Annotated in this window: 23 protein-coding genes and 1 pseudogene; 7 read left to right on the top strand and 17 right to left on the bottom strand. The window is 62.7% G+C overall.

The features are described 5' to 3' along the window. Positions 1–21: 21 nt before the first annotated feature. The 10 genes from AWB67_RS16295 to AWB67_RS16250 all read right to left on the bottom strand — a co-directional run bounded on the left by AWB67_RS16295 (position 22) and on the right by AWB67_RS16250 (position 10839). Positions 22–345: a DUF4148 domain-containing protein gene (locus AWB67_RS16295; protein WP_087657290.1), complete on the bottom strand. Its 324-nt coding sequence runs from the start codon at positions 343–345 to the stop codon at positions 22–24. Positions 346–521: 176 nt separating this feature from the next. Further along, positions 522–1325 (bottom strand): N-formylglutamate deformylase, encoded by an 804-nt coding sequence (gene hutG, locus AWB67_RS16290; protein ID WP_087657289.1) that lies wholly within the window; start codon positions 1323–1325, stop codon positions 522–524. 31 nt (positions 1326–1356) lie between these two features. Beyond that, on the bottom strand, positions 1357–2736 hold the full coding sequence (locus AWB67_RS16285; RefSeq protein ID WP_087657288.1) for a formimidoylglutamate deiminase: 1380 nt from the start codon (positions 2734–2736) through the stop codon (positions 1357–1359). Beyond that, positions 2733–3311, bottom strand: a complete 579-nt coding sequence (locus AWB67_RS16280; RefSeq protein WP_087657287.1) for a HutD/Ves family protein — start codon at positions 3309–3311, stop codon at positions 2733–2735. Before AWB67_RS16280 ends, AWB67_RS16285 begins: the two co-directional genes overlap by 4 nt. Continuing rightward, positions 3311–4006 carry a histidine utilization transcriptional repressor HutC gene (hutC, locus tag AWB67_RS16275; protein WP_087657286.1) on the bottom strand — a complete coding sequence of 232 codons (696 nt, stop codon included), beginning with the start codon at positions 4004–4006 and terminating at the stop codon, positions 3311–3313. The genes AWB67_RS16280 and hutC overlap by 1 nt, the downstream gene beginning before the upstream one ends. Further along, on the bottom strand, positions 4003–5532 hold the full coding sequence (gene hutH, locus AWB67_RS16270; protein ID WP_087657285.1) for a histidine ammonia-lyase: 1530 nt from the start codon (positions 5530–5532) through the stop codon (positions 4003–4005). Before hutH ends, hutC begins: the two co-directional genes overlap by 4 nt. A gap of 117 nt (positions 5533–5649) precedes the next feature. Next, positions 5650–6726 (bottom strand): porin, encoded by a 1077-nt coding sequence (locus tag AWB67_RS16265; RefSeq protein WP_087657284.1) that lies wholly within the window; start codon positions 6724–6726, stop codon positions 5650–5652. 100 nt (positions 6727–6826) lie between these two features. Then, complete coding sequence (locus AWB67_RS16260; RefSeq protein WP_087657283.1) at positions 6827–7894, bottom strand: ABC transporter ATP-binding protein; 1068 nt, start codon at positions 7892–7894, stop codon at positions 6827–6829. Further along, a complete protein-coding gene (locus AWB67_RS16255; protein WP_087657282.1) occupies positions 7887–9653 on the bottom strand; it encodes an ABC transporter permease in 1767 nt (588 codons plus the stop codon). Before AWB67_RS16255 ends, AWB67_RS16260 begins: the two co-directional genes overlap by 8 nt. 85 nt (positions 9654–9738) lie before the next feature. After that, positions 9739–10839 (bottom strand): ABC transporter substrate-binding protein, encoded by a 1101-nt coding sequence (locus AWB67_RS16250; protein ID WP_374729823.1) that lies wholly within the window; start codon positions 10837–10839, stop codon positions 9739–9741. 162 nt (positions 10840–11001) lie between these two features. Between AWB67_RS16250 and AWB67_RS16245 the strand changes: the two genes are divergently transcribed. Beyond that, complete coding sequence (locus AWB67_RS16245) at positions 11002–11670, top strand: response regulator (protein WP_087657281.1); 669 nt, start codon at positions 11002–11004, stop codon at positions 11668–11670. Continuing rightward, positions 11671–13056, top strand: coding sequence for a sensor histidine kinase (locus AWB67_RS16240; RefSeq protein ID WP_087657280.1), 1386 nt, complete (start codon positions 11671–11673; stop codon positions 13054–13056). Here AWB67_RS16240 and AWB67_RS16235 read toward each other — a convergent pair. Further along, the gene (locus tag AWB67_RS16235; protein WP_087657279.1) at positions 13034–13912 is read right to left on the bottom strand and encodes a LysR family transcriptional regulator; all 879 of its coding nucleotides are present in this window, start codon (positions 13910–13912) and stop codon (positions 13034–13036) included. The genes AWB67_RS16240 and AWB67_RS16235 overlap by 23 nt on opposite strands. Positions 13913–14045: 133 nt before the next feature. Here AWB67_RS16235 and AWB67_RS43165 point away from each other — a divergent pair. The 5 genes and pseudogenes from AWB67_RS43165 to AWB67_RS16215 all read left to right on the top strand — a co-directional run. Further along, positions 14046–14516, top strand: a pseudogene (locus tag AWB67_RS43165) (NAD(P)-dependent oxidoreductase); the annotation flags it as partial. A 6-nt stretch (positions 14517–14522) separates the two neighbouring features. Then, positions 14523–14948 carry an NAD-binding protein gene (locus AWB67_RS43160; RefSeq protein WP_327366004.1) on the top strand — a complete coding sequence of 142 codons (426 nt, stop codon included), beginning with the start codon at positions 14523–14525 and terminating at the stop codon, positions 14946–14948. Then, positions 14945–15703 carry a hypothetical protein gene (locus AWB67_RS16225; RefSeq protein ID WP_087657277.1) on the top strand — a complete coding sequence of 253 codons (759 nt, stop codon included), beginning with the start codon at positions 14945–14947 and terminating at the stop codon, positions 15701–15703. Before AWB67_RS43160 ends, AWB67_RS16225 begins: the two co-directional genes overlap by 4 nt. After that, complete coding sequence (locus AWB67_RS16220; RefSeq protein ID WP_087657276.1) at positions 15700–16731, top strand: isocitrate/isopropylmalate dehydrogenase family protein; 1032 nt, start codon at positions 15700–15702, stop codon at positions 16729–16731. Before AWB67_RS16225 ends, AWB67_RS16220 begins: the two co-directional genes overlap by 4 nt. Before the next feature lie 28 nt (positions 16732–16759). Continuing rightward, positions 16760–18502, top strand: a complete 1743-nt coding sequence (locus AWB67_RS16215) for an IlvD/Edd family dehydratase (RefSeq protein ID WP_087657275.1) — start codon at positions 16760–16762, stop codon at positions 18500–18502. Positions 18503–18506: 4 nt separating this feature from the next. Here AWB67_RS16215 and AWB67_RS16210 read toward each other — a convergent pair whose 3' ends face one another. From AWB67_RS16210 to gsiD, 6 genes are all read right to left on the bottom strand, one after another. After that, positions 18507–18974 carry a GNAT family N-acetyltransferase gene (locus tag AWB67_RS16210; protein ID WP_087657274.1) on the bottom strand — a complete coding sequence of 156 codons (468 nt, stop codon included), beginning with the start codon at positions 18972–18974 and terminating at the stop codon, positions 18507–18509. A gap of 3 nt (positions 18975–18977) precedes the next feature. After that, complete coding sequence (gene crcB, locus AWB67_RS16205; RefSeq protein WP_087657273.1) at positions 18978–19355, bottom strand: fluoride efflux transporter CrcB; 378 nt, start codon at positions 19353–19355, stop codon at positions 18978–18980. A gap of 27 nt (positions 19356–19382) precedes the next feature. Then, positions 19383–19601 (bottom strand): hypothetical protein, encoded by a 219-nt coding sequence (locus AWB67_RS16200; RefSeq protein WP_235025188.1) that lies wholly within the window; start codon positions 19599–19601, stop codon positions 19383–19385. Positions 19602–19669: 68 nt separating this feature from the next. Continuing rightward, on the bottom strand, positions 19670–20494 hold the full coding sequence (locus AWB67_RS16195; protein ID WP_087657271.1) for a M55 family metallopeptidase: 825 nt from the start codon (positions 20492–20494) through the stop codon (positions 19670–19672). Continuing rightward, positions 20491–21504, bottom strand: coding sequence for a DmpA family aminopeptidase (locus AWB67_RS16190; RefSeq protein WP_087657270.1), 1014 nt, complete (start codon positions 21502–21504; stop codon positions 20491–20493). The genes AWB67_RS16195 and AWB67_RS16190 overlap by 4 nt, the downstream gene beginning before the upstream one ends. Next, positions 21501–22397 carry a glutathione ABC transporter permease GsiD gene (gene gsiD / locus AWB67_RS16185; RefSeq protein WP_087657269.1) on the bottom strand — a complete coding sequence of 299 codons (897 nt, stop codon included), beginning with the start codon at positions 22395–22397 and terminating at the stop codon, positions 21501–21503. The genes AWB67_RS16190 and gsiD overlap by 4 nt, the downstream gene beginning before the upstream one ends. Positions 22398–22402 lie beyond the last annotated feature (5 nt).

Below are 22402 nucleotides of genomic sequence, written 5' to 3'. Positions count from 1 at the left end.
TTCTTTTTAAGCGATGTTTGCTCAGTGGCCGAAGTAAACCGAGTTCACCGGATTAGCCGGGCCACTCGGAGCAGCACGCAGCCCCGACGCCGACGAACCTGCGGTCGAAGGGCCGTAACCGGTCGCTGCGTTGCCTTGTTCAGCGCTCACCCGAGCTTCCGCAGCCTGAATGTTTTGCGGGTAGTTCGTGCGATCGCCCGACGGATCGTAACCAGCCTTTTCCAGTTGAACCAGTTCGGCGCGAACTTCGGCGCGCGTCACGGGGGCATTGTTCTGCGCGAAAGCGAAAGTCGGGGCGGCCAAGGCCGCAGCGATAACGAGAGCCGGAACAAATGACTTGATCATGATGAACCTCCAGTAGTTTTGTCTTGAATGCGCAAGAACCGGAAAGCTTTTATTAAGTTTCTGATTCGTTTTGCCTGAAGACAAGTCTAGGCGCCGGGTCTCTTGGGGAAAACCCCGAATTGCGCGAAACATTATTGTTTGCTTTACAATAATCGCGGCGTCGACAAGGGAGGTGTCTAAGCGGCTGTGACATGCTCCAACGCGGTCGTCAGCAGCTTTTCCAGCAAAGGCTGCACTTCAGCCGCGCGCGTTTCGTCATACGCGAAGGGCAGCGCTTCCTGCATGTACGTGATCTGTGTGAGTTCGAGCTGCATCGCGTGAACGCCTGCGGAAGGCTGCCCATAGCGGCGCGTAATATACCCGCCCTTAAAACGGCCGTTCGCTGTCGATGTATAACGCCCGTCCTTGCTCACGATATCCGCGAGTGCTTCCGCCACTCCCGCGACGGCAGTCGCGCCATCGGCGGTGCCGAAGTTGAAATCCGGCAGACGTCCATCGAAAAAGCGCGGGACCACCGAGCGAATCGAATGCGCTTCCCATAGCAGCACGCGACCGTGCTTCGAGCGCAAGTCTGCAAGCTCCTGCGTGAGGGCATCGTGATAAGGCTGCCAGAAAGCCGCGCGGCGCGAATCGATCTGCGCGTCGTCAGGTTCGCGGCCCGTCAGATACAGCGGCTCCTTTTCGAACGTATCGACGGGACACAGGCCTGTCGTATCGCGGCCCGGGTAAAGGTTCGCGTCATCGGGCGGACGGTTCAGATCGATCACATAACGCGCGTATTCGGGCAGCAGGATCGATGCGCCCATGCCCTTCGCGAACGCGTACAGCCGCTCCAGATGCCAGTCGCAATCGTCGACGCGCAGCGCCACCGGCGTCATGTCGGCGGCGATCGAATCGGGAATGCGCGTGCCTCGATGCGGGATCGATATCAGCAGCGGCGCGGTGCCGCGTTCAAGCGTGTAGATCGGCGATTCGTTCATTGTCGTGGTTTCTCAGGTTCTTGCCGTCACGTTATCGCAGAAGATCGTCGAGCGCTGCGCGGTAGTGCGCGAACGCTTCCTCCTCGTCCGCGTGTTGGCGTGCATCGACTACTTTACGCCCTGCCACATACACATCGCGAACCGGCGTCTCGCCATGCTCACCGAACACGACGCTCGACAGCCACGTATCGCGATCATGCCCCGCGATGCCCGCGTGATCCGCATCGAGTACGATCCAGTCCGCGCGCATGCCTGCCGCGAGCGCTCCGACTGCGCGGCCGCTTGCGCGTGCGCCGCCATCGAGCGATGCATCGAAGAGACGCTCGGCCGGACGGCTTTGCGTCGCCGATGCGAGCACGTTGCGCTCGCGCCGCGCAAGACGCTGGCCGTATTCGAGAAGCCGCAGCTCCGAGCGCCAGTCCACACCGATATGGCTGTCAGAGCCGAGACCGATGCGGCCGCCCGCATCGAGATACTCGCGCGCCGGAAAGATGCCGTCGCCGAGATTGGCTTCGGTGGTGAGACACAGGCCCGCCGTCGCGCCGCTCGCCGCGAGGCGCGCGCATTCGATTGCGTCGACGTGCGTCGCGTGCACGAGGCACCAGCGATCGTCGACGGAGAAGCGATTGAGCAGCCATTGCACTGGACGCTGACCATTCGCGGCAAGACAGGCATCGACTTCGGCGGTTTGCTCCGCGATATGGATGTGCACGGGCGCGCGGTCGAACAGCGCGTCGAGACCTTCGAGCAGCCTCGACAGCGATTCACCCGATACCGCGCGCAACGAATGCGGCGCGACGCCATAGCGCCTTAGACCGCTTTCAGGCCGCGCGCGACGCAGCGTTTCCAGCATGTCGAGCAGCTGCTCGGGCGTGTTGAGGAAGCGCCGTTGATCGTCGCGTGGCGCGCCCTGGTCGAAGCCGCTGTATTGATACAGCACCGGCAGCATCGTCATGCCGATGCCCGCGCGTTCCGCCGCATCGACCACGCATTGCGCGAGCTCCGCGCGATTCGCGTAGGGCGTGCCGTCACTCGTGTGATGCACGTAGTGGAACTCGCACACCGATGTGTAGCCGGCCTTGAGCATTTCGATGTAGAGCCAGCGTGCGATCGCTGCGAGCGACTCGGGACCGATCTTCGCGGCAAAACGATACATCAGGTCGCGCCAGCTCCAGAATGTATCGGTGGCGCTCGCACGATATTCGGTGAGGCCCGCCATCGCGCGCTGGAACGCATGCGAATGCAGGTTCGGCATCCCCGCGATCACGGGTCCGGCCGCGCGCGGCGTATTCGGCGGCATCGCGCTATCGGGCGTGACGGCGAGCAGCGTGCCTTCATCGTTCCATTCAAGCAGTACGTCGCGCTGCCAGCCATCGGGAAGTCGCGCGTGGTCGGCGAAGAGTGAAGTCATCGGGGATGGTCCGTTGTTGCGATGCCGATTTGCAGCCATGACGTGTGCTCTTTAGTGCATGACACGACACATGGCGCATTTACGCGTAGCGTATCGTCAGCATGCAGAGTGATGCGTTTGCCGACCGTCGTGACATCGAGTGGGCCTTGCACGCAGAAGATGAGCGTGATGCTGTCAGCGCACGTTAGTTCAGCCGAACCGCGATGCACCTGCACCGATGCCGTCGCGCGATCACGCCGCACCATTACGTTGAAGTCGCGCGTCGGGCCGTTGTCGAGCGTTGCATCGATCGCCGTTTCGCCTGCAAACGACGCCATCGCGAGCGGCCGATCCAGCGCATGCACGCGGCCGTTCGCTTCGCGCAGATGCATCCCGGCACCTTCGAGCAGAACCAGCGTGCGATCGATACCGGGAAACGTGGAGAACGCCCCGGATGCATCGACGTTCGCGATGCTCAAGCGCCATGTGAACGCATCGAGCGCAGCGCCGGTCGGTTCGGCATCGATCTCGCGTGTGACGCCGCCGCCGTTCTTCCAGGGTTTCGGCACTAGCGACGCGCCTCGGATCAGCTTCATCAGAAGTGCCCGGTAAACTGATAGCGGTCGCCCGGATGCCAGAGATTCGCCACCGACGCCACCGCATCGCGCGACCACGTGCGCCGATGCAGCAACAGGCAAGGCTCATGCTCCTTCATCGCAAGCGAACGGCGCGTTTCGTCGGAGGGAATCGCCGCTTCGATGCGGTACTCGACTCGCTGCAGCGGCGCTGCGACCATCAGGTATTGATTCGGCGTAGTCGTCGTGAAGTCCTGCCGCGCATATTCGGGCGCGAGTGCAGGATTCACATGACGCTCCTCGATCTGAACAGGCTGCTCGTTCTCGAAGTGAAGCAACCGCGAATGAAACACAAGGCTGCCCACCGCAAGCTGCATTTCATCGGCGAGAGTTTCATCGACGATCGCAGCGCCAAGATGCAGCACTTCGGCGCGATACGTATGCCCGCGTGCGCCGATTTCATCGGAAATACTGCGGATTTCGACGAGCGTCGACGCATATTTCGGCTGCGCGACGAACGTTCCCGCGCCCTGCACGCGCGTGAGAATCTGCTCGGCGGTCAGCTCGCGCAGTGCGCGGTTGACCGTCATGCGCGCAACCTTGAACTCGCGCGCCAATTCGTTTTCGGAGGGCACCTGATCGCCCTCCTTCCACTCGCCGATGTGGATGCGCGTCAGGATGTAATCCTTGATCTCCTGATAAGCGGGCGTGCTCATGCAGGCTGTTCCGACGCGAAACTGAACGGGCTGTGCTTCGCGACCTCGCCTTCCTGCACGAGCGTGGCGATGGCGGCAATATCGGGCGCGAAGTAGTGATCGATGTCGTAGTGCGCGACCTTCGCACGCAGCGTCTTCATCACTTCGATGAGCAACGGGCTCGTCTGGTGCGGCGCGCGCAAGTCCACGCCCTGCGCCGCCGCGAGCAGTTCGATCGCGAGGATGTTCGCGGTGTTGCTCGCGATGTCGCCGAGCTTGCGGGCCGCGAACGTCGCCATCGAAACGTGGTCTTCCTGGTTCGCGGAAGTCGGCAGCGAATCGACCGACGCCGGATGCGCGAGCGTCTTGTTCTCCGATGCCAGCGCGGCCGCCGTGACGTGCGCGATCATGAAGCCGGAGTTCACGCCGCCGTCGCGCACGAGGAACGCGGGCAAGCCGGAGAGCGTCGTGTCGATCAGCAACGCGATACGGCGTTCGGCCAGCGCGCCGATTTCAGCGGCGGCGAGCGCGAGATTGTCGGCGGCGAACGCGACAGGTTCAGCGTGGAAGTTGCCGCCCGAGAGGACTTCACCGGTATCGGGGAAAATCAGCGGATTGTCGGAGACCGCGTTCGATTCGATCAGCAGGACGTCGGCCGCGTGGCGCATCTGGTCGAGGCACGCGCCCATCACTTGCGGCTGGCAGCGCAGGCTGTACGGGTCCTGCACCTTGTCGCAATCGGCATGCGAAAGGTTGATGCCCGAGCCTTGCAGCAGCGTGCGATACGCAGCGGCCGCTTCGATCTGTCCGCGATGGCCGCGCAAATCGTGGATGCGCGCATCGAACGGCACGACCGAGCCCTCGGCCGCATCGACCGACAGCGAGCCCGACACGAGGCCGGTGCGGAACAGGTCTTCGATCGCGAACATGTTGTAGAGCGCGAGCGCCGTCGAGGCTTGCGTGCCGTTGAGCAACGCAAGACCTTCCTTCGCTTGCAGGCTCAGCGGCTTGAGGCCGGCGACGCTAAGGCCATCCAGCGCGCTCGCGCGCTCGCCGCGAATCATGACATCGCCGATGCCGAGTAGCACCGTCGACATATGCGCGAGCGGCGCCAGATCGCCCGATGCGCCGACCGAGCCCTTCACCGGAATCACAGGCAGGACGTCGGCATTGAAAAGCGTGATGAGAGCATCCATCACTTCGCGGCGGATGCCCGAATGGCCGCGGCCGAGGCTCGACAGCTTCAGCGCGATCAGCAATCGAACGACCGGTCGCGACATCGGCTCACCAACGCCCACCGCATGCGACAGCACGAGATTACGTTGCAGCAGTTCGAGCTGATCGGCGGGAATGTGCGTGCTCGCGAGCCGCCCGAAGCCGGTGTTGATGCCGTACGCCGGCTCGCCCTTGGCGGCGATATCGGCGACAGCTTTCGCGCTCGCGTCGATCGCGGCGAAGCTCGCCGGATCGAGTTCGAGCGAATCGGAACCGCGTGCGATACGGCGCAGTTGCGGCAACGTGAGAAATCCGGGCGTCAGCTTGATCATGGCTCATCCTGTCTATACAAGTTAGAGCCAAGTCTAAACGCGCCTTATCTTATAAACAAGGGGGAGCTAGGGATTTCACTGATGCCGAATGTCGGTTGTCTATACAGATTGGCGCTGTCAAAAGCGATGCTGCAGGCCGGCCGTCACGCCCGCCTGTGTGTCGGCGGCGCCCGTCAAATCGCGGGAAAGGCTCACGTTCTGGTCATTTCGTGCAAATGCGTACCCGCCGGACAAGTAAAGCGTCGTGCGCTTCGAAAGCGAATAGTTCGCGCGCAGTGATAGCAGCGTCGGGTCGCCATCGTTCGCGCCCTTGATGTCCTGGTGATAGACCGCCGCGTAAAGCGTGAAGTCCGGCGCGAAATCATACGAGCCGCCGAACCAGTACATGTCGCTGCGCAGCGTTTCGGCCAGCGTGTTGAACGTGCGCCGATAGTTGCGATAGCCCGCCATCACTTTCGCCGCGCCGAAATCGTAGCTCGCGCCCGCATGGATGCCCTGGATGTAATTCGTCGTATCGGCGGGCGTGACGCTGTCGTTCGCGCCGTTCTGCCGGTCGAACGTCGCGACGACCGCGAACGGACCGCTCGCGTAGCCGAGGCCGAAATCGTATTTCGAGCTCGTCTTCATGCTGTCCGGCACGTTGCCAAAGCCGTACATCGCGCCGATTTTGAAGCCGCTGAATTCGCCGTCGTAGCGCACCGCGTTGGCCGAGCGCGAAAAGAGTCCATCCTTGCGTCCGCCGGTGGCCGTCGAACCCGTGGCCCACGAATAGTTCGGCGCGTAGGCCATCGGATCGAACGGCAGCATGTAATCGTAGGTCGTCGTGAAAGTGCGGCCGAGAATCACCTGACCATATGTCTTGTGCTTGAGGCCAACCGTCGCGCGTCGGTCGAACAGCGCGTTCGGTCCGTCGTCCAGTTGCCCGTTCGCGACGTTGATGCCGCTTTCCAGCTGGAAGATAGCCTTCAGTCCACCGCCCAACTCCTCGACGCCCCGCATGCCGAAGCGCGATGTGTTCTTGCCGCCCGAGACGAGGCGTGCCGCGCCGCCATCGGCGCTCGCGTGATTCACGTACTCGACACCCGCATCGACGATGCCGTAAAGCGTCACGCTCGACTGCGCCTGCGCCGCGCCGCTAAAGCCGCCAGTCGCGATCGCCGCGATGGATGCCATCGAAATACTGTTGCGTTTCATGCGTCTTCCTCCGTTGTGATTTTAGTTTTCGATGCGCGAGCGCATGCCCGCGCGACGCACATGCGTCGCGCGGGACTTCGCTTCGTATCAGTGGAAAGAGTTAGCTGGCTTGCGCGAACGCCCAGCAATCGTTGGCCGGAAACTCGACCCAGTGATTGCCCGGATCGCGTGGCGTGTGACCGAATGCGCGAAAACGCAGGTCGCCGCAATGGAACAGATACTCCCAGCGATCGCCGAGATACATCGACGTGACGAGGCTTGCCTGAACGCGGTTCGCGCCGGGACCGTCCGCCACCCGCACGCGTTCGAGGCGAATCACGGCCTGCGCATCCTGGCCCGGCTGCAGCGCTTCCTTCGCGCGTGCTTCGAGCTGAAAGCCGTCGCCCTTGAGCATGACGCGTTCACCGTCGATCGACGTCACCTTCGCGTCGATGCGATTGTTGCTGCCCATGAACTCCGCCGTATAGAGCGAGCGCGGCGAGCCGTAGAGCTCCGCAGGCGTGCCTTCCTGTTCGATACGGCCATTGCGCAACAGCAGGATGCGGTCCGACATCGCCATCGCTTCGGTCTGGTCGTGCGTCACGCAAAGCGCCGACAAACCCAATGACACGATCAGTTCACGCAGCCACGCGCGCGCTTCTTCGCGCAGCTTGGCATCGAGATTGGAGAGCGGCTCATCGAGCAGGATCACCGGCGGGTTATAGACGAGCGCCCGCGCAATCGCCACGCGCTGCTGCTGCCCGCCCGACAATTGATACGGAAAGCGCGCCGCGAGATGACCAAGGCCGAGCTGATCGAGCGCGCTCTGCACGCGGCGCTTCTGTTCCGCCGACGACACCTTGCGCAGCTTCAAACCATACCCGACGTTTTCCGCCACGGTGCGATGCGGCCACAGCGCATACGACTGGAACACGAGCCCGAGCGAGCGCTGCTCGACGGGGCAATCGATGTGCTTCGCGCCATCGAAAAAGACTTGCTTGTCGAGGCTGATGCGGCCATCGGACGGCTGTTCGAGGCCGGCCACCGCGCGCAGCAGCGTCGTCTTGCCGCTGCCCGACGCGCCGAGCAGACACACCACCTCACCCGCTTTCAGTTCGAACGACACGCCCTTCAGAATCGGATTGGTGCCGTAGCTCAGGAACAGATTATCGACTGTGAGCTTATCCATGAAGTTTCACTCCGAAGCGCAATGCCACGGCGAGACCCACGCCGACCATCGCGATGTTGATGACAGAAAGCGCCGCGACCTGATCGACCGCGCCCGTCGCCCACAGCGAGACGAGCAACGCGCCGATCACTTCGGTGCCGGGGGAAAGCAGGTAGACCGCCGTCGAATACTCGCGCTCGAAGATCATGAAGATCAGGAGCCACGCAGCGAGCAGGCCGAAGCGCACGAGCGGCAGCGTTACGTCGAGGCTCACGCGGCCGCGCGTGCCGCCGACGCTGCGTCCTGCTTCCTCGAGCTCGGGTCCGACTTGCAGCAACGCGCTTTGAATCAAACGCATGCCGTAGGCGAGCCACACGACCGTGTACGCGACCCAGATGCTCCACATCGAGTTCTTGAGTTCCTTGATGCCGGGCACGAAGAGGAAGATCCACAGGAACGCGAGACCGGCGAGCACGCCCGGCACCGCGCGCGGCAGCAGCACGAGATAGTCGAGGAGACGCGTGCCCCAGTCGTTGCGACGGTGCCCCGCGAATGCCACGAGCGTGTAGAAGCCGACCGCGAGCGCCCCGCCAACTACGCCGATGCCGAGCGTGTTGTAGATGGCGCGCACGATGTTGCTCTGCTCGAAGAGATCGACGAAGTTCGAGACCGTCAGCACTTCGGAGAGCGCGACGCCCTCGCCCCAGTTCGTCACGAACGCGCGCAGCACGATGCCCGAAAGCGGCACGAACACGGTGCAGAAGAGCCACACCGCGACGATCGCGACCGCAACCCAGCGCCACGCGCCGAGCGGCAGCACCGTCTGACGGCCCGCCTTGCCCTTCACTGTGACGAACTTGTTTGCGCTCTTCAGCAAATGACGTTGCAACAAGACGAGCGGGAACGTGATCGCGATGATGCACACGGCAACCGCCGCCATCAGGTGATACGAAGGCACGCCGAGCTTGTTCGTCAGCTTGTACAGATACGTCGCGAGCACGAGGTGGCCTTCGGGATCGCCGAGCACGAGCGGCAGGCCGAACACTTCGAAGCCGAGGAAGAATACGAGCACGCCGGCGAAGAGCAGCGCGGGCATCGTCATCGGCAGGCTGACGTCGAGTGCGACGCGAAACGGCCGCGCCCCCGCGACGCGCGCCGCTTCCTCGACATCCGAGCCGAGATTGCGCAACGCCGCCGACGAATACAAATACACGTGCGGCACGTGCGTCAACCCGACGATGATCGTGATCGCGAAGATCGAATAGATCGACCACGGTGCGCTTTCAGCGCCGAACAGTTGCTTGAACCACACCGAATAGAACCCGACCGGACCCGCCGCGACGACGTAGCCGAACGCGAGCACCATCGGCGAAACGAAGATCGGCGTGAGCAGCATCGGTTCGAGCCAGCGGCGGCCCGGCAAGTCGGTGCGCACCATCAGGAACGCGAGAATGCCGCCGAGCGGGATCGAGATGAAGAGCATGCCGCCCGCGATGATGAACGAATTCATCACCGCCGACCAGAAGTCCGGATCTTCGAAAATAAACTTGAAGCCCGCGATGCCGAAGGTCTTGTTGGCATCGAAGAACGGCGCGTTCAAGAGGCTCTGAAAGACGATGAACGAAAGCGGCAGCAGCACCGCCACCGTCAACACCGCGATCACGATCCAGCGGAACGTGGCGCCCAGGCCGCGCCAGCCGCCTTCGGGCAGCTTCGGCACCTTGCCTTCGCCGTTGGTCGAGAGGACCGCGGCCGGCTCGTTTGTGCTTGTGGTAAGCATGAGTGTCCCCCTGCGTCTAGGCGACGCATCGAATGAGTTGCGGGAGTGCCCGCGGCTTGGCGCGGGCTAGAGGAGCTTTAAGGGCTTAGCGTTTGATCGCTTGCTGCCATTGCTTGAGAAATTCGAGGCGCTTCGACTGGTCGAGATAGACGAGCAAGCCGGTGCCGATCGGGATCGGCTTGAGCGAATCGCCGAGCTGCTTGGTGAGGCCCGCCATCGACGTTTCGCCTTCGACATCCGCGCGGATCGAGAAGAGATCAGCCTGGTTGGCAAGCAGCGTCTGGCCGCGCTTCGACAGCAGATAGTCCACCCACAGCTTCGCCGCATTCGGGTTCTTCGCCTTCTTCGAGATCGTCACGAGGCGGCTCACCACCAGCGTGTAATCCTTCGGATACACATAACCGATCGACGGGTCCTTCTTCGCCTTGGCGAACGCATACGAACCGAGAATGTTGTAGCCGATCAGGTTTTCGCCCGACGAGATGCGCTCCATCATCGCGCCCGTGCTCGATTGCAGCTTGGGGTTCGTCGCGCCCATTGCATTGACGAGTTGCCACGTCACTTGCGGATTCACGCGTGCATCCTGCGTCAGATAGTTGAAGCCGACGCCCGACTTTTCGATATCGTAGGTCGTGACCTTGCCCTTGAACTTCGCGGCTTGCGTCTGCAGCAGCTTGATGAAATCGGCGCGCGTTTGCGGCACGTCGCCCGCGGGCAGGAGGCGCTTGTTGTAGACGATCGCGAGCGGCTCGTAGGTCGTGCCGTACGCCTGCTTCTGATACTGCGACCATTGCGGCAGGTTCGCGGATTCCGGCGACTCGTAGTTCGCCATCAGGCCGTCGTTGACGAGCTTGACTTGCAGGTCCATCGCCGAGGACCACAGCACGTCGGCGCTCGTGCTGCTCGCCGCGTTCTCGCTGATGTAGCGGTTGTAAAGCTCGGTGCTGTTCATGTCGTTGTATTCGACCTTCACGCCATACAGCGACTCGAAGTCCTTGATGAGCGAGCGAACCTGTGCGGTATCCGTCACCGAATAGATCAGCACCTTGCCTTCTTTCTTCGCACCGTCGATGACCGACTGATACGCTCCGGGATAACCCGCAGGCACTTGCGCGCTGGCGGCCCCCGCAGCGGCGAAAGCAACGGCCGCGGCCACGATACGCAACGAGTGGTTCAATTTCTTCATGTCTTCCTCCAGAATCCGCTCTGTAGTTGTTCGATTGAGTGGACGCATGGTAAGTCGCAGGCACTTTCAGGCCGCTTTCATTTCATGTTCAAATTCCATCCGAAACCCCGTTCTTTCCTCATGGATTTCCCTTAGGTCAATCAGGTCATTTAGGTCAATGTCATGCGCGTGCTGCTAGTCGAAGACAATCCCACTCTCTCCAAATCGCTGACGGACGCGCTCACGCAAGCGCGCTTCGCGGTCGATTGCATGCATGACGGCGAAGCCGCCGATCACATCCTGCGCACGCAGGACTACGCGCTCGTGATCCTCGATCTCGGCCTGCCGAAGCTCGACGGCCTCGAGGTCCTGCGGCGTTTGCGTCAGCGTCGCAATCCGGTGCCGGTGCTTATTCTCACCGCGCATGGATCGGTCGAGGATCGCGTGAAAGGTCTCGACCTCGGCGCCGACGACTATCTCGCGAAGCCGTTCGAACTGACCGAGCTCGAAGCGCGCGCCCGCGCGCTGATCCGCCGCAGCCACGGCCATGAGCACACGCGCGTGGAGTGCGGACCGCTCGCTTACGACAGCGTCGATCGCGGCTTTCGGCTCGATGACGAACCGCTTGCGCTGACACCGCGCGAACGCGCCGTGCTCGAAGTGCTGATCCTGCGCAACGGCCGCGCGATCAACAAGGAGACACTGTCGGAGAAGATCTTCGGCATCGACGAATCGGTGAACGCTGATGCGATAGAAATCTACGTGCATCGGTTGAGGAAGAAGCTGGAGAAAAGCGCCGTCGCTATCGTCACGCTGCGTGGCCTCGGCTATCTGCTCGAAGTGAAAGCCTAGATGCCGACGCCCAACCTGCGGCGACAGGTCTCGCTGTGGCTCCTGCTGCCGCTCGTCGCGCTGCTCGCGCTCGATGCTTGGCTCACCTATCACCGCGCGATGAGCGCCGCGCACGTCGCGTTCGATCGCTCGCTCTCGTTCTCGCTCAAGTCGATCCGCGAAGGCACGCGTTTGCAGAACGGGCAGATCGAAGTTGACCTGCCGTATCTCGCGCTGGAGATGTTCGAATCTGACGTGGGCGGGAAGATCTATTACCTGATCCGAGAGGACGGCGGGCGGGCCGTCACGGGCTATGGCGATTTGCCGTTGCCGCCCAAGCGCGACACGCCCGAGCCTTACCAGACGCGCTTTTATGACGCGACCTATCGCGGCCAGGAGTTGCGCATGGCCGCGCTAAGGCTGCCGGTGCACGACGTGCCGACGGCGCAAACGCGCGTCGCGTGGATCATGATCGGCGAAACGATCGAGCCGCGCCAGGCGCTCGCGCGCGAAATACTGATCGGCTCGCTCACGCAGGAGGCGATGCTGATCGTGCTGGCACTCGCGATCGTGTGGCTCGGCGTCGGACGGGGCTTGAGGCCGCTGAACCGCTTGTCGGCGACCGTCGCGGCCCGCGCCGACGATGACCCAGCGCCGCTCGACGAAGCCGGCCTGCCGCGCGAAGTGAAGCCGCTCGTCGAGTCGATCAATCAGTACATCGCGCGCTTGCGAAGAATGCAGGAATCGCGGCGGCGCTTTTTCACCGATGCCGCGCATCAGTTGAAGACGCCGCTTGCCGTGATTCAGGCGGAGTCGGAACTCGCGTTGCGCGAAACGAAGGACGAGCGCACGAGCCTGCATCTGAAGCGTTTGAACGGCGCGGTGCGGCAGGCGGGCAAAGGCGTGCAGCAGTTGCTGTCGCTTTCCCGGCTCGATGCCGATAGCGGCCATCGGGTGAAGCTCGCCACGTTGCCGCTCGACAAGGTTGCGCGCAGCGTGACGCTCGACTGGTCGCCGGTCGCGCGGGCTCGCAATATCGATCTAGGCTTCGAGCAGGAAGGGTCGGTCAAGGTGGTCGGACAGCGCGACCTGCTGGGCGAACTGTGCGGCAATCTGATCGACAACGCGATCCGCTACGCGGGCGACGGGTCCGTCATAACGGTTCGCGTCGCAAAGACTTCCGAAGGCGCCCTGCTGCAGGTGATCGACGACGGTCCCGGCATCGCGCCGCAGGAACGCGATGCGGTGTTCGAGCGCTTCTATCGAAGCTCGGCGACGCAGAACGTCGAGGGCAGCGGACTCGGGCTTGCGATCGTGCGCGAGATCGCACGGGTGCATCATGCGCGCGTCACGCTCGACGATGCGCCCGGCGGTGGGTGTATCGTCAGCGTGGTGTTCGGGCCGTAGCGAAATCCACGAACGCCTGATTTGCCCGCGAGATGTATTGCTCGTCGAGCCAGCAAAGGTCGAAGCGGAAAAATTCAGCCGGTTCGAACGACAGCGGCACGAGCCGCTCGTCCTCTTCGACCATCGACCTCAAGAGCGTCGCTGCGCCGAGACCGTCCGCGACGGCTTGGTAGACCATCGGTACGGAATTGCTCTGCAAGACCGCGCGATACTTGACGCCCGCCTTCTGACAGCGATTGTCGAGCACGTTTCTTTGCAGGAAGCTGCCTTCGAACAGGACCATCGGCAAGCCGTCAAGGTCTGTGTCTTCAACGTGACGCTTGCGGGCCAGCGCATGCGAAGCAGCGACACAGAGCACCACCTCCTCCTCTCCGACGATCTTGCGCGCCCAGCCCTTCTCCACCCGCCGCGCTTCGATGATCGCGAGATCCACCTTGCCGTTCTCGAGCAAGGTCTTGATCTCGCCCGCGCTGCCTTCGATCGCCGTGACGTCGATGCCGGGATAACGTGCGTGAAATGCCTTCATCAGCGATGGAAAGTACCGCAGGCCGTACATCGGCGGCATGCCGACGCGCACGCTTCCCGCGCGTAGTTCGCGCGCGTCGGCCAGTTCCGTGCGTGCTGATTCGAGCTCCTGGAACATGCGCTTTGCGCGACGCATCAGGAGCGCGCCCTCGGGCGTCAGCGTGACAGGCCGGTTCCTGCTGCGTGCGAATAACGTCACGCCGAGTTCGGTTTCGAGTTTCTTGATGGCGACGCTCAGAGCCGGCTGTGCGACGTGCAGTTCATCGGCGGCGTGGGTAATGTTGCCTAAACGCGCGACCGCTTCGCAATAGCGCAATACGCGAATGTCCATATTCAGAAGCGATGCCGGAGATTCATCAAAAGTATTTTCCTCGTGGTTGCGCGTTCAATAGAATGCCTGAACCGATGAGCGGCGCTGCGTTAGCGAACTTGCGCCAGCCGAACAGTATGCAACCAAACGGGATGCTATGGAACTCGCTTTTGTCGGCCTGGGAAGGATGGGAAAGCCCATGGCCTTGAATCTGCTAAAGAGCGGCAAACGATTGACGGTGTCCTCAGCGGATACGAAAAGCTACGCCGAGTTCGAAAGCCATGGCGTGCGCACGACCACCCAGCCTCACGAATTGGCAAGCGCTGACGTCGTGTTCCTATCGTTGCCGAATGGCGAAGCAGTGAGCGATGTGTTGGTCGGTGAGGCCGGTATTGCGAACCTTATGAAGCCCGGACAGACCATCGTAGACACGAGCACAATCGGCTATGGCGTGACGCTGGAACTTGCCCACAAGCTGAGAGAACGCGGCATCCACTTTATCGACGCCCCTGTTTCAGGCATGGAAGCGCGCGCAATCGACGGAACGCTCGCCGTCATGTGCGGTGGCGATGCAACGGCTCTTGACTCAGTGAAGCCCTTTCTCGAAACGTTCGCGAGCACCATCGAGCACATGGGCGAAGTCGGTAGCGGACAGCTCGCCAAGCTGGTCAACCAGTTGCTATTCGACATGAACTGCGCGGCACTCGCCGAAATCCTTCCGATGGCCGCGAAGCTTGGCCTCGATCCCGAAAAGACCGGACGTATCGTCAATTCGGGCACGGGTCGAAGCTATGCCTCCGAGTTCTTCATTCCTCGCATCCTGCAAGATCATTTCTCCGATGGCTATCCGATGCGTCACGCGTACAAGGATCTCGTCAGCGCAGCCGAACTCGGCGCGCGCGCGGGCATTCCGATGCCGGTGCTTGCAGCGGCCACTGCAACGTTCCAGATGGCCTTGCTAAAGGGTTTCGGCGACGACGACAAAGGCGGCATGATCAAAGTATTCGAGGATCTCAACGGCGCGAGCTTTAGACGTGATGCAACGGAGACGCAATGAACTCGAAGGCACTAATCGAAGCATGGCGCGCTGGACGACAACTCGACCAGCCACCGACACGCTTAACGACGCTTGAAGAAGGATACGACGCGCAGGATGCGTTCATTGCACTGACAGGCGAAAAGCGCGTTGGCTGGAAGCTGGGCGTCGGCAGCCCTGCTGCGATGCGTGCCGCTGATGCGCATCGGCCTTTGATCGGCCAGTTGCTGGCGTCGCGTTGTTATGCCTTAAGCGAGACGGTGATTCTGCCGCAACTGCGTCCGGTGACGATCGAGTTTGAAATCGTATTCGTTCTGGGCGTCGATGTCGCGCCAGATGCTCAGATCGTCGATCCGATGAGCATAGTGAGCGCGACGCACGTCGGCTTCGAATTTGTGCTGTCGAGATTCAAAGATCGTAGGGCCGTCGGCCAGCCCGCTTTTGCGAGCGACAATGTCGGCTTCGAAGCGTTCGTGTTGGGTCCGCAAATCGATCCGCATTCGATCGCGGATATCGTTGCGAGTGTGGTCGTCAAAGCCGACGGCGCACCGCCCGCTCATGGACTCTACGGCGACGAAGCATCGGACCCGGTCGCTGCGCTCGCGCACCTTCTCGCTCACGCGCGCGAACGTGGCGTCACGTTGCGTCGCGGCGACTGGGTATCGACCGGCGCCGCGGCGAAACCTATAGACGCCGCATCGGCCGAGTTCGATGTTTCAGCGCATTATGTCGCTCAGACGTTCTCCGTGCATGTTGCTTCCAAGGAATCGCAATGAACATCGACACGACCAGCCTCATCCCCGCGACCCTCATCCCCGGCGATGGCATCGGCCCTGAAATCACCGCTGCGACCGTCAAGGCGCTCGAAGCACTCGGCGCACCGTTCGAATGGGACGTGCAGCAAGCGGGCATGACCGCGCTCGAACAAAGCGGCGACCCTTTGCCGGAAGCGACATTGGCAAGCATCCGCCGCACTAAGTTGGCGCTCAAAGGACCGCTGACCACACCGAGCGGCGGCGGCTTTCGTTCCGTCAACGTCAGACTGCGCGAAGCGTTCAAGCTGTATGCCAACGTACGCCCGGCGCTGACGATCGTTCCGGGACGCTACGAAGACATCGATATCGTGCTCGTGCGCGAGAACATCGAAGGCCTGTACGTGGCGCACGAGCACTACATCCCGATCGGCGACGATCCGCATGCGGTCGCCATCTCGACGGGTATGAATACACGCGAAGGTTGCCGACGCATCGCCAGGTTCGCGTTCGAATACGCGGTGAAGCATGGCCGCAGGAAGATCACGGTCGTGCACAAGGCCAACATCTTGAAGGCGCTCACAGGCCTCTTCCTCGATACGGCCCGCGACGTCGCGCGCGAATACGAGGGACGCGTGGCGATGGACGATCGCATCGTCGATGCCTGCGCGATGCAGCTCGTCCTCAACCCGTGGCAGTTCGACATGCTGCTCTGTACCAACCTCTTCGGCGACATTCTTTCGGACGAACTGGCGGGACTCGTCGGCGGGCTCGGTCTTGCGCCGGGATCGAACATTGGTGAGGAAGCGGCGATCTTCGAAGCCGTGCATGGATCCGCGCCGGACATCGCGGGAAAAGGCGTGGCGAACCCTGTATCGCAACTGCTGGCGGCGGGTCTGATGCTGGAACACGTCGGCCGCGACGATCTCGCGGCGCGCCTCAAGACCGCCATCGCGCAGACGCTCAACGAAGACGCCGTGCGAACCCGCGACCTCGGCGGCGATGCCTCTACCGAGCGATTCGCCGATGCGTTGATCGAACGCCTGAGCTAAAGACATTCCTCCTATCGGACCAGCCATCATGAAAAAAGAAGACCCCTCCCCGCCTAAGCAAGACGGCATCAAGGCAGGCTTGACGAGCTACGGAGACGAAGGATTCTCGTTGTTCCTGCGCAAAGCCTTCATCAAGGGCGCGGGCTATACCGACGACGCGCTCGATCGTCCGGTGATCGGCATCGCGAACACGGGCAGCGCGTACAACCCGTGTCACGGCAACGCGCCCGCGCTGATCGAAGCGCTCAAGCGCGGAATCATGCTGGCAGGCGGCCTGCCGATGGACTTCCCCACGATCTCCGTGCACGAGAGCTTCTCGCAGCCGACGAGCATGTACCTTCGCAATCTGATGTCGATCGATACGGAGGAGATGATCCGCGCGCAGCCGATGGATGCCGTGGTGCTCATCGGCGGCTGCGACAAGACGGTGCCGGCCCAGTTGATGGGCGCCGCATCGGCTGGCATTCCCGCGATCCAGTTGATCACCGGATCGATGCTGACGGGGTCGCACCGTGGTGAGCGCGTCGGCGCATGCACCGACTGCCGTCGCTACTGGGCGCGCTTTCGCGCGACGGAGATCGACGCGGCCGAAGTCGCGGATGTGAACAACCAGCTCGTCGCGAGCGTCGGGACATGCTCGGTCATGGGCACGGCCAGTACGATGGCGTGCATTGCCGAAGCGATGGGCATGACCGTGCCGGGCGGCGCATCGCCGCCAGCGGTCACGGCTGACCGCATGCGCGTTGCCGAGCGGACCGGCACGCAAGCGGTGCAGATGGCGCGCGACAAGCTGACCATCGATAAGGTGCTGAGCGCGAAGTCGTTCGAAAACGCATTGCGGGTGTTGCTCGCGATCGGCGGATCGACCAACGGGATCGTGCATCTCGCGGCTATCGCGGGAAGGCTCGGCTTCGACATCGATCTCGACGCGCTCGACCGCATGGGACGCGAAACGCCCGTGCTGCTCGACCTCAAGCCATCGGGCCAGCATTACATGGAGGACTTTCATCATGCGGGCGGCATGGCTACGCTGCTGCAGGAACTGCGTCCGCTGCTTCATCTCGACGCGATGACCGTCACCGGGCGCACGTTAGGCGAAGAACTCGACAACGCTCCGCCGCGCTTCGAACAGGACGTCGTTCGTACCGCGGCTGATCCGATCTATCCGCAAGGCGGCATCGCGGTACTGCGCGGAAATCTCGCACCGGGCGGCGCGATCATCAAGCAATCCGCCGCCGATGCCAAGCTGATGGAACACGAAGGACGCGCAGTCGTGTTCGAGAACGCCGCCGATCTTGCAACGAGGATCGATTCCGAGGACCTCGATGTCGAAGCAAGCGATGTGCTCGTGCTGAAGAACATCGGTCCCAAGGGCGCGCCAGGCATGCCGGAAGCAGGCTATATCCCGATTCCGAAGAAGCTCGCGCGGTCGGGCGTCAAGGACATGGTCCGCATCTCCGATGGCAGGATGAGCGGCACGGCGTTCGGGACGATCGTGTTGCACGTCACGCCCGAATCGGCGATCGGCGGGCCGCTTGCTTATGTGCAGAACGGCGACAGGATCCGCTTGAGCGTAGCGCGCCGCGAGATCACGCTGCTCGTGTCCGATGCCGAAATAGAACGGCGCGCTACGCTCGCGCCGGTCACGGTGCCCAGTGCCCCGCGCGGCTATCGGAAGCTGTTTCTGGAAACGGTCACGCAGGCAGACAAAGGCGTGGACTTCGAATTTCTGCGCAGCGAAGAGACGCGTGGCAGCGTCCCTCGCAAGTAAGCGATCAGCGCGGCGCGAGCGTCTTTTCCATGCGGAAATTCGTCAGACGTTCGCCGCGCACGCTGACTTCCTGCTGCGCGATCGCCTGAAAACCACGCCGCTCGAAGAACGGCCGCGCCGTGATGCTCGCCTCCGCATGAAGCCGCGCGATGCCACGCTCGTGCGCGCTCGCCTCGACTTGCACGAGCAGCGCGCTCGCGACACCCGCGCCCTGGTGTGACGGATGCACGAACATCAGGTCGAGATGTCCGTCGCTTTCGAGATCGGCGAAACCGACGAGCGACGCGCCGATCATCGCAACCCACGTCGGGCGACTTGAGCGCTTCACGGACCACACATCGCGCTCCACCTGCGCCCACGCATCGATCTGCGCCGGGGCGTAGTGGCGCGCAGCAACCTCGCACACGGACCGCACGAAAACATCGATCACATCATCGAGATCCGATGGCCGATACGGCCGCACGTACACCACGATTTATCGCGCGATCGACACCGTGGCGATGCCGAGAATCGTCATCACCACAGACGCCGTCACGTGAATCGCGATCTCCCCGGCGGCCCAGCCGAAGCGCCCTTCCTGGAGATGCGCGACGACTTCCGCCGAGAACGTCGAGAACGTCGAAAGGCCGCCCATCAGCCCGGTAATCACGAAAAGCCGCCACTCGATGGAGATATCCGGAAAGCGCGCGAACCACGCGACCGCCACGCCGATCACGTAGCCCGCGACCACATTCGATAGCAGCGTGCCGAGCGGCAGGTTGGGAAAGAGCGCATTGAAGCGCAGCCCGAACACCCAGCGAAGCAGGGAGCCGAGCGCGCCGCCGATACCGACGGCGATGATCGACAGGTACATGTATGGCGTTGAAGTGAAATGGAAAGGCTACGCGTCGCGAGCGAGGCGTTCGATGAGTCGTTCACGGCTCGGCTCGACGATATCGAGCGCAATATGCTTGATGTGCGCTTTCCACGTACCGTCGCGCCGTTTTTCCCACCAGCCTGCTTCGTGGCCATCGATGAAGAGCGAGCCGCGCATCGCAAGGTAGGGATCGGCGGGGTCCAGCGTGCAATCGTCGTTGTGTTCCAGCTTTACCCTGTGCATCGCATTGTCTCTTTCATCGAGCCGCTGCATACCCTCAATGATAGACGAATGCACGTGTTTTCACCGCATCAGCGCAGCATGAACGACATCGCCGACAGGCTGTTGAGCATTCGAACCGCTTCCTCCACTGACGAGGTGTCGAAGGCGAGCGTGACGCCGTCGAGACGTTCGAGCGACGGCCATTGGCAAAAGAGATCGGCCAGCGCAGTGGTTTGCACGCGCAATTCGCAATGCCTTGACTTCGGCTTGACGGCTTCCCGACGCAGCATGCCAGATGCACTTTCGACGACCTCGCGCGCCGCGCCGCGAATCATCTCGCAGGCGCTCGCGGGCGTTTGCGTGACGCCGCTCGAATAGCCGTGCGCCGTCTTCACCGTGACGAAGCGCGCCTCGGGAAACGCGGGCCGCGTCTCTTCGACGAACACGTCGTCGCCCGTCAAAAGCGCCACGCGTGAGCCGCGTTCGATCGCCAGCGCGCCATACAGTCCCGCCTCGCCGACCTCCACGCCATCGAGCGACACGCGCGCGAACGCGAAGCTGTTGATCGTATGCGCGAGGATGCCGCGGCTTTGCGCCCGCGCGTGATAGCCGATCATGAACACGAGTTCGGGCTCGTCCTCCAGGCCCGTCATCATGCCGAGCGTGCGCGGCTTGCCCAGCACCATTTGCGCTCGTTGATCGATCAGATCGGGCATGAGGTTGCGAAAGCCGCCGTGCGAATCGTTGACCCACACTTGCGTCGCGCCGCCCGCAAACGCGCCTTCGATCGCCGCGTTTGCTTCCAGCGTCATCCAGCGGCGCGCGTGTTCATATTCGCCGTTGCCCGCGCGCGTCTGCTCCGGATGGAACACGCCGGCCACGCCTTCGATATCCGCTGAAATCAGTACTTTCATGACGTCGTGATGTCCTTGATCGAGAGCCTGCGATGACCGTCGCGGCCCGTCACCGATACCGCGCTGAAGAGCGCATCGACGATCGCCTGTTCGACGCTGTCTGCCGCGGCCTGGAAGAGCGGATCGAGACGCGAATCGGAGACGAGCGCGGGCACTTCGATGAAATCGTCGAGATGCGGGACCGTGTAGGCCGTCGTGAACGCAAGCGAGAGGTCGCCGCTGCCGTGCCCGTAGACCGAGCCCGTACGCGCGAGTCCGGCTGTGGCGCGCATCGAAAGGCGGCGCAACTGGCGCGCGTCGAGCGGCGCATCGGTCGCGATGATCATGATGATCGAGCCTTTCTCGGCTTTGTGCCCCTCCGCTGCGGATAAGGTTCGGCCCAACGCGACGCCGCCCAGCGTAAGCATCGACAAGCGCCCGAAGTTGGCGAGCACGAGCGCGCCCGTCGTGAACGAGCGGCCCGCGACATCGCTCACACGCGACGCGGACCCGATGCCGCCCTTCAACTCGAAGCATGACATGCCACGCCCCGCGCCGACCGAACCGCGTTCGAACTCCTCGCCGCACGCTTGCAACGCGCGCACGAAATGCGCCTCCTGAACCGCAAGCGCCTGAATGTCGTTCAGATAGCCGTCGTTGCATTCGAAGACGAGCGGATTGACCGTCGGCCATTCGCGCCCGATCGATGAATTCGCTTCTATCGCATGACGAATCTGCGCATTCGCGACGGTGCCGACACCGAACGTATTCGTCAGCGCAATGGGCGTTTCCAGAACGCCGAGTTCATCGACCTGCACGAGCCCGATGCTCTTGCCGAAGCCATTGATCACGCTCGCCGCAGCCGGCACCTTGCTTCGATAGACATCGCCCTGATGCGGACGAATCACCGTGACGCCGGTCTGCACCGCGCGTTGATCGAGCGTGCAATGTCCGACCGTCACGCCTGCCACATCGGCGATCGTGCCGAGCGGCCCCGCTTTCAACGAACCGATGTAGGGCGCCTCGATCATGGCCGGTCGAGCTTAGGATCGAGCGCATCGCGCAAGCCATCGCCGAGCAGATTGAACGCGAGCACCGTGAAGAAAATCGCGAGGCTCGGGAACACCGCGATATGCGGCGCCATCGCCATGTCCGCGCGGGCTTCGTTGAGCATCGCGCCCCACTCGGGCGTCGGCGGCTGCGCGCCGAGTCCGAGGAACGAGAGGCTCGCCGCCGTGATGATCGACGTGCCGATGCGCATCGTGAAGTACACGACCACCGACGAAATCGTGCCCGGCAGAATGTGCCGCACGATGATCGTCCAGTCCGATGCGCCTATGCTGCGCGCCGCCTCGATGTAAGTCAGGTGCTTGAGCGACAGCGTATTGCCGCGCACGAGTCGCGCGAACGCGGGGATGCTGAAGATCGCGACCGCGCACACGACGTTGACCATGCCATTGCCGAGAATCGCGACCACGCCGATCGCGAGCAAGATGCCGGGGAACGCGAACAGCACGTCGGCGACGCGCATCACGATGCGGTCCCACCAGCCTTCGTAGTACCCGGCGAGCAAGCCGAAGAACGTGCCGATCACCGCGCCGATCACGACCGACAGCAGCCCCGCCGAGAGCGATATCCGACTGCCCGCGAGGATGCGGCTCAAAATGTCGCGGCCGAGCGAATCGACGCCGAACCAGTGCGCCGCCGACGGCCCCGCGTTGAGCGCGTCGTAGTCGAAGTAGTTCTCGGGATCGTACGGCACGATGTACGGCGCAATGATCGCGACCACGATCAGCAGCAGCACGAACACGCCCGCCGCGAGCGCCACCGGCTGCTTCTTGAACTTGCGCCAGAACTCGGTCCACGGCGTGCGGATTTCGTGGCCCGTGGCGGCGGCCTTGGCCGTATCGGCTGTCACGCTCATGCGGA

The sequence above is a fragment of the Caballeronia terrestris genome, assembly GCF_001544515.1.
Taxonomy (GTDB): domain Bacteria; phylum Pseudomonadota; class Gammaproteobacteria; order Burkholderiales; family Burkholderiaceae; genus Caballeronia; species Caballeronia terrestris.
Note: the sequence above shows the minus strand (reverse complement) of the source record. Positions and strands in the feature narration are given on the sequence as shown.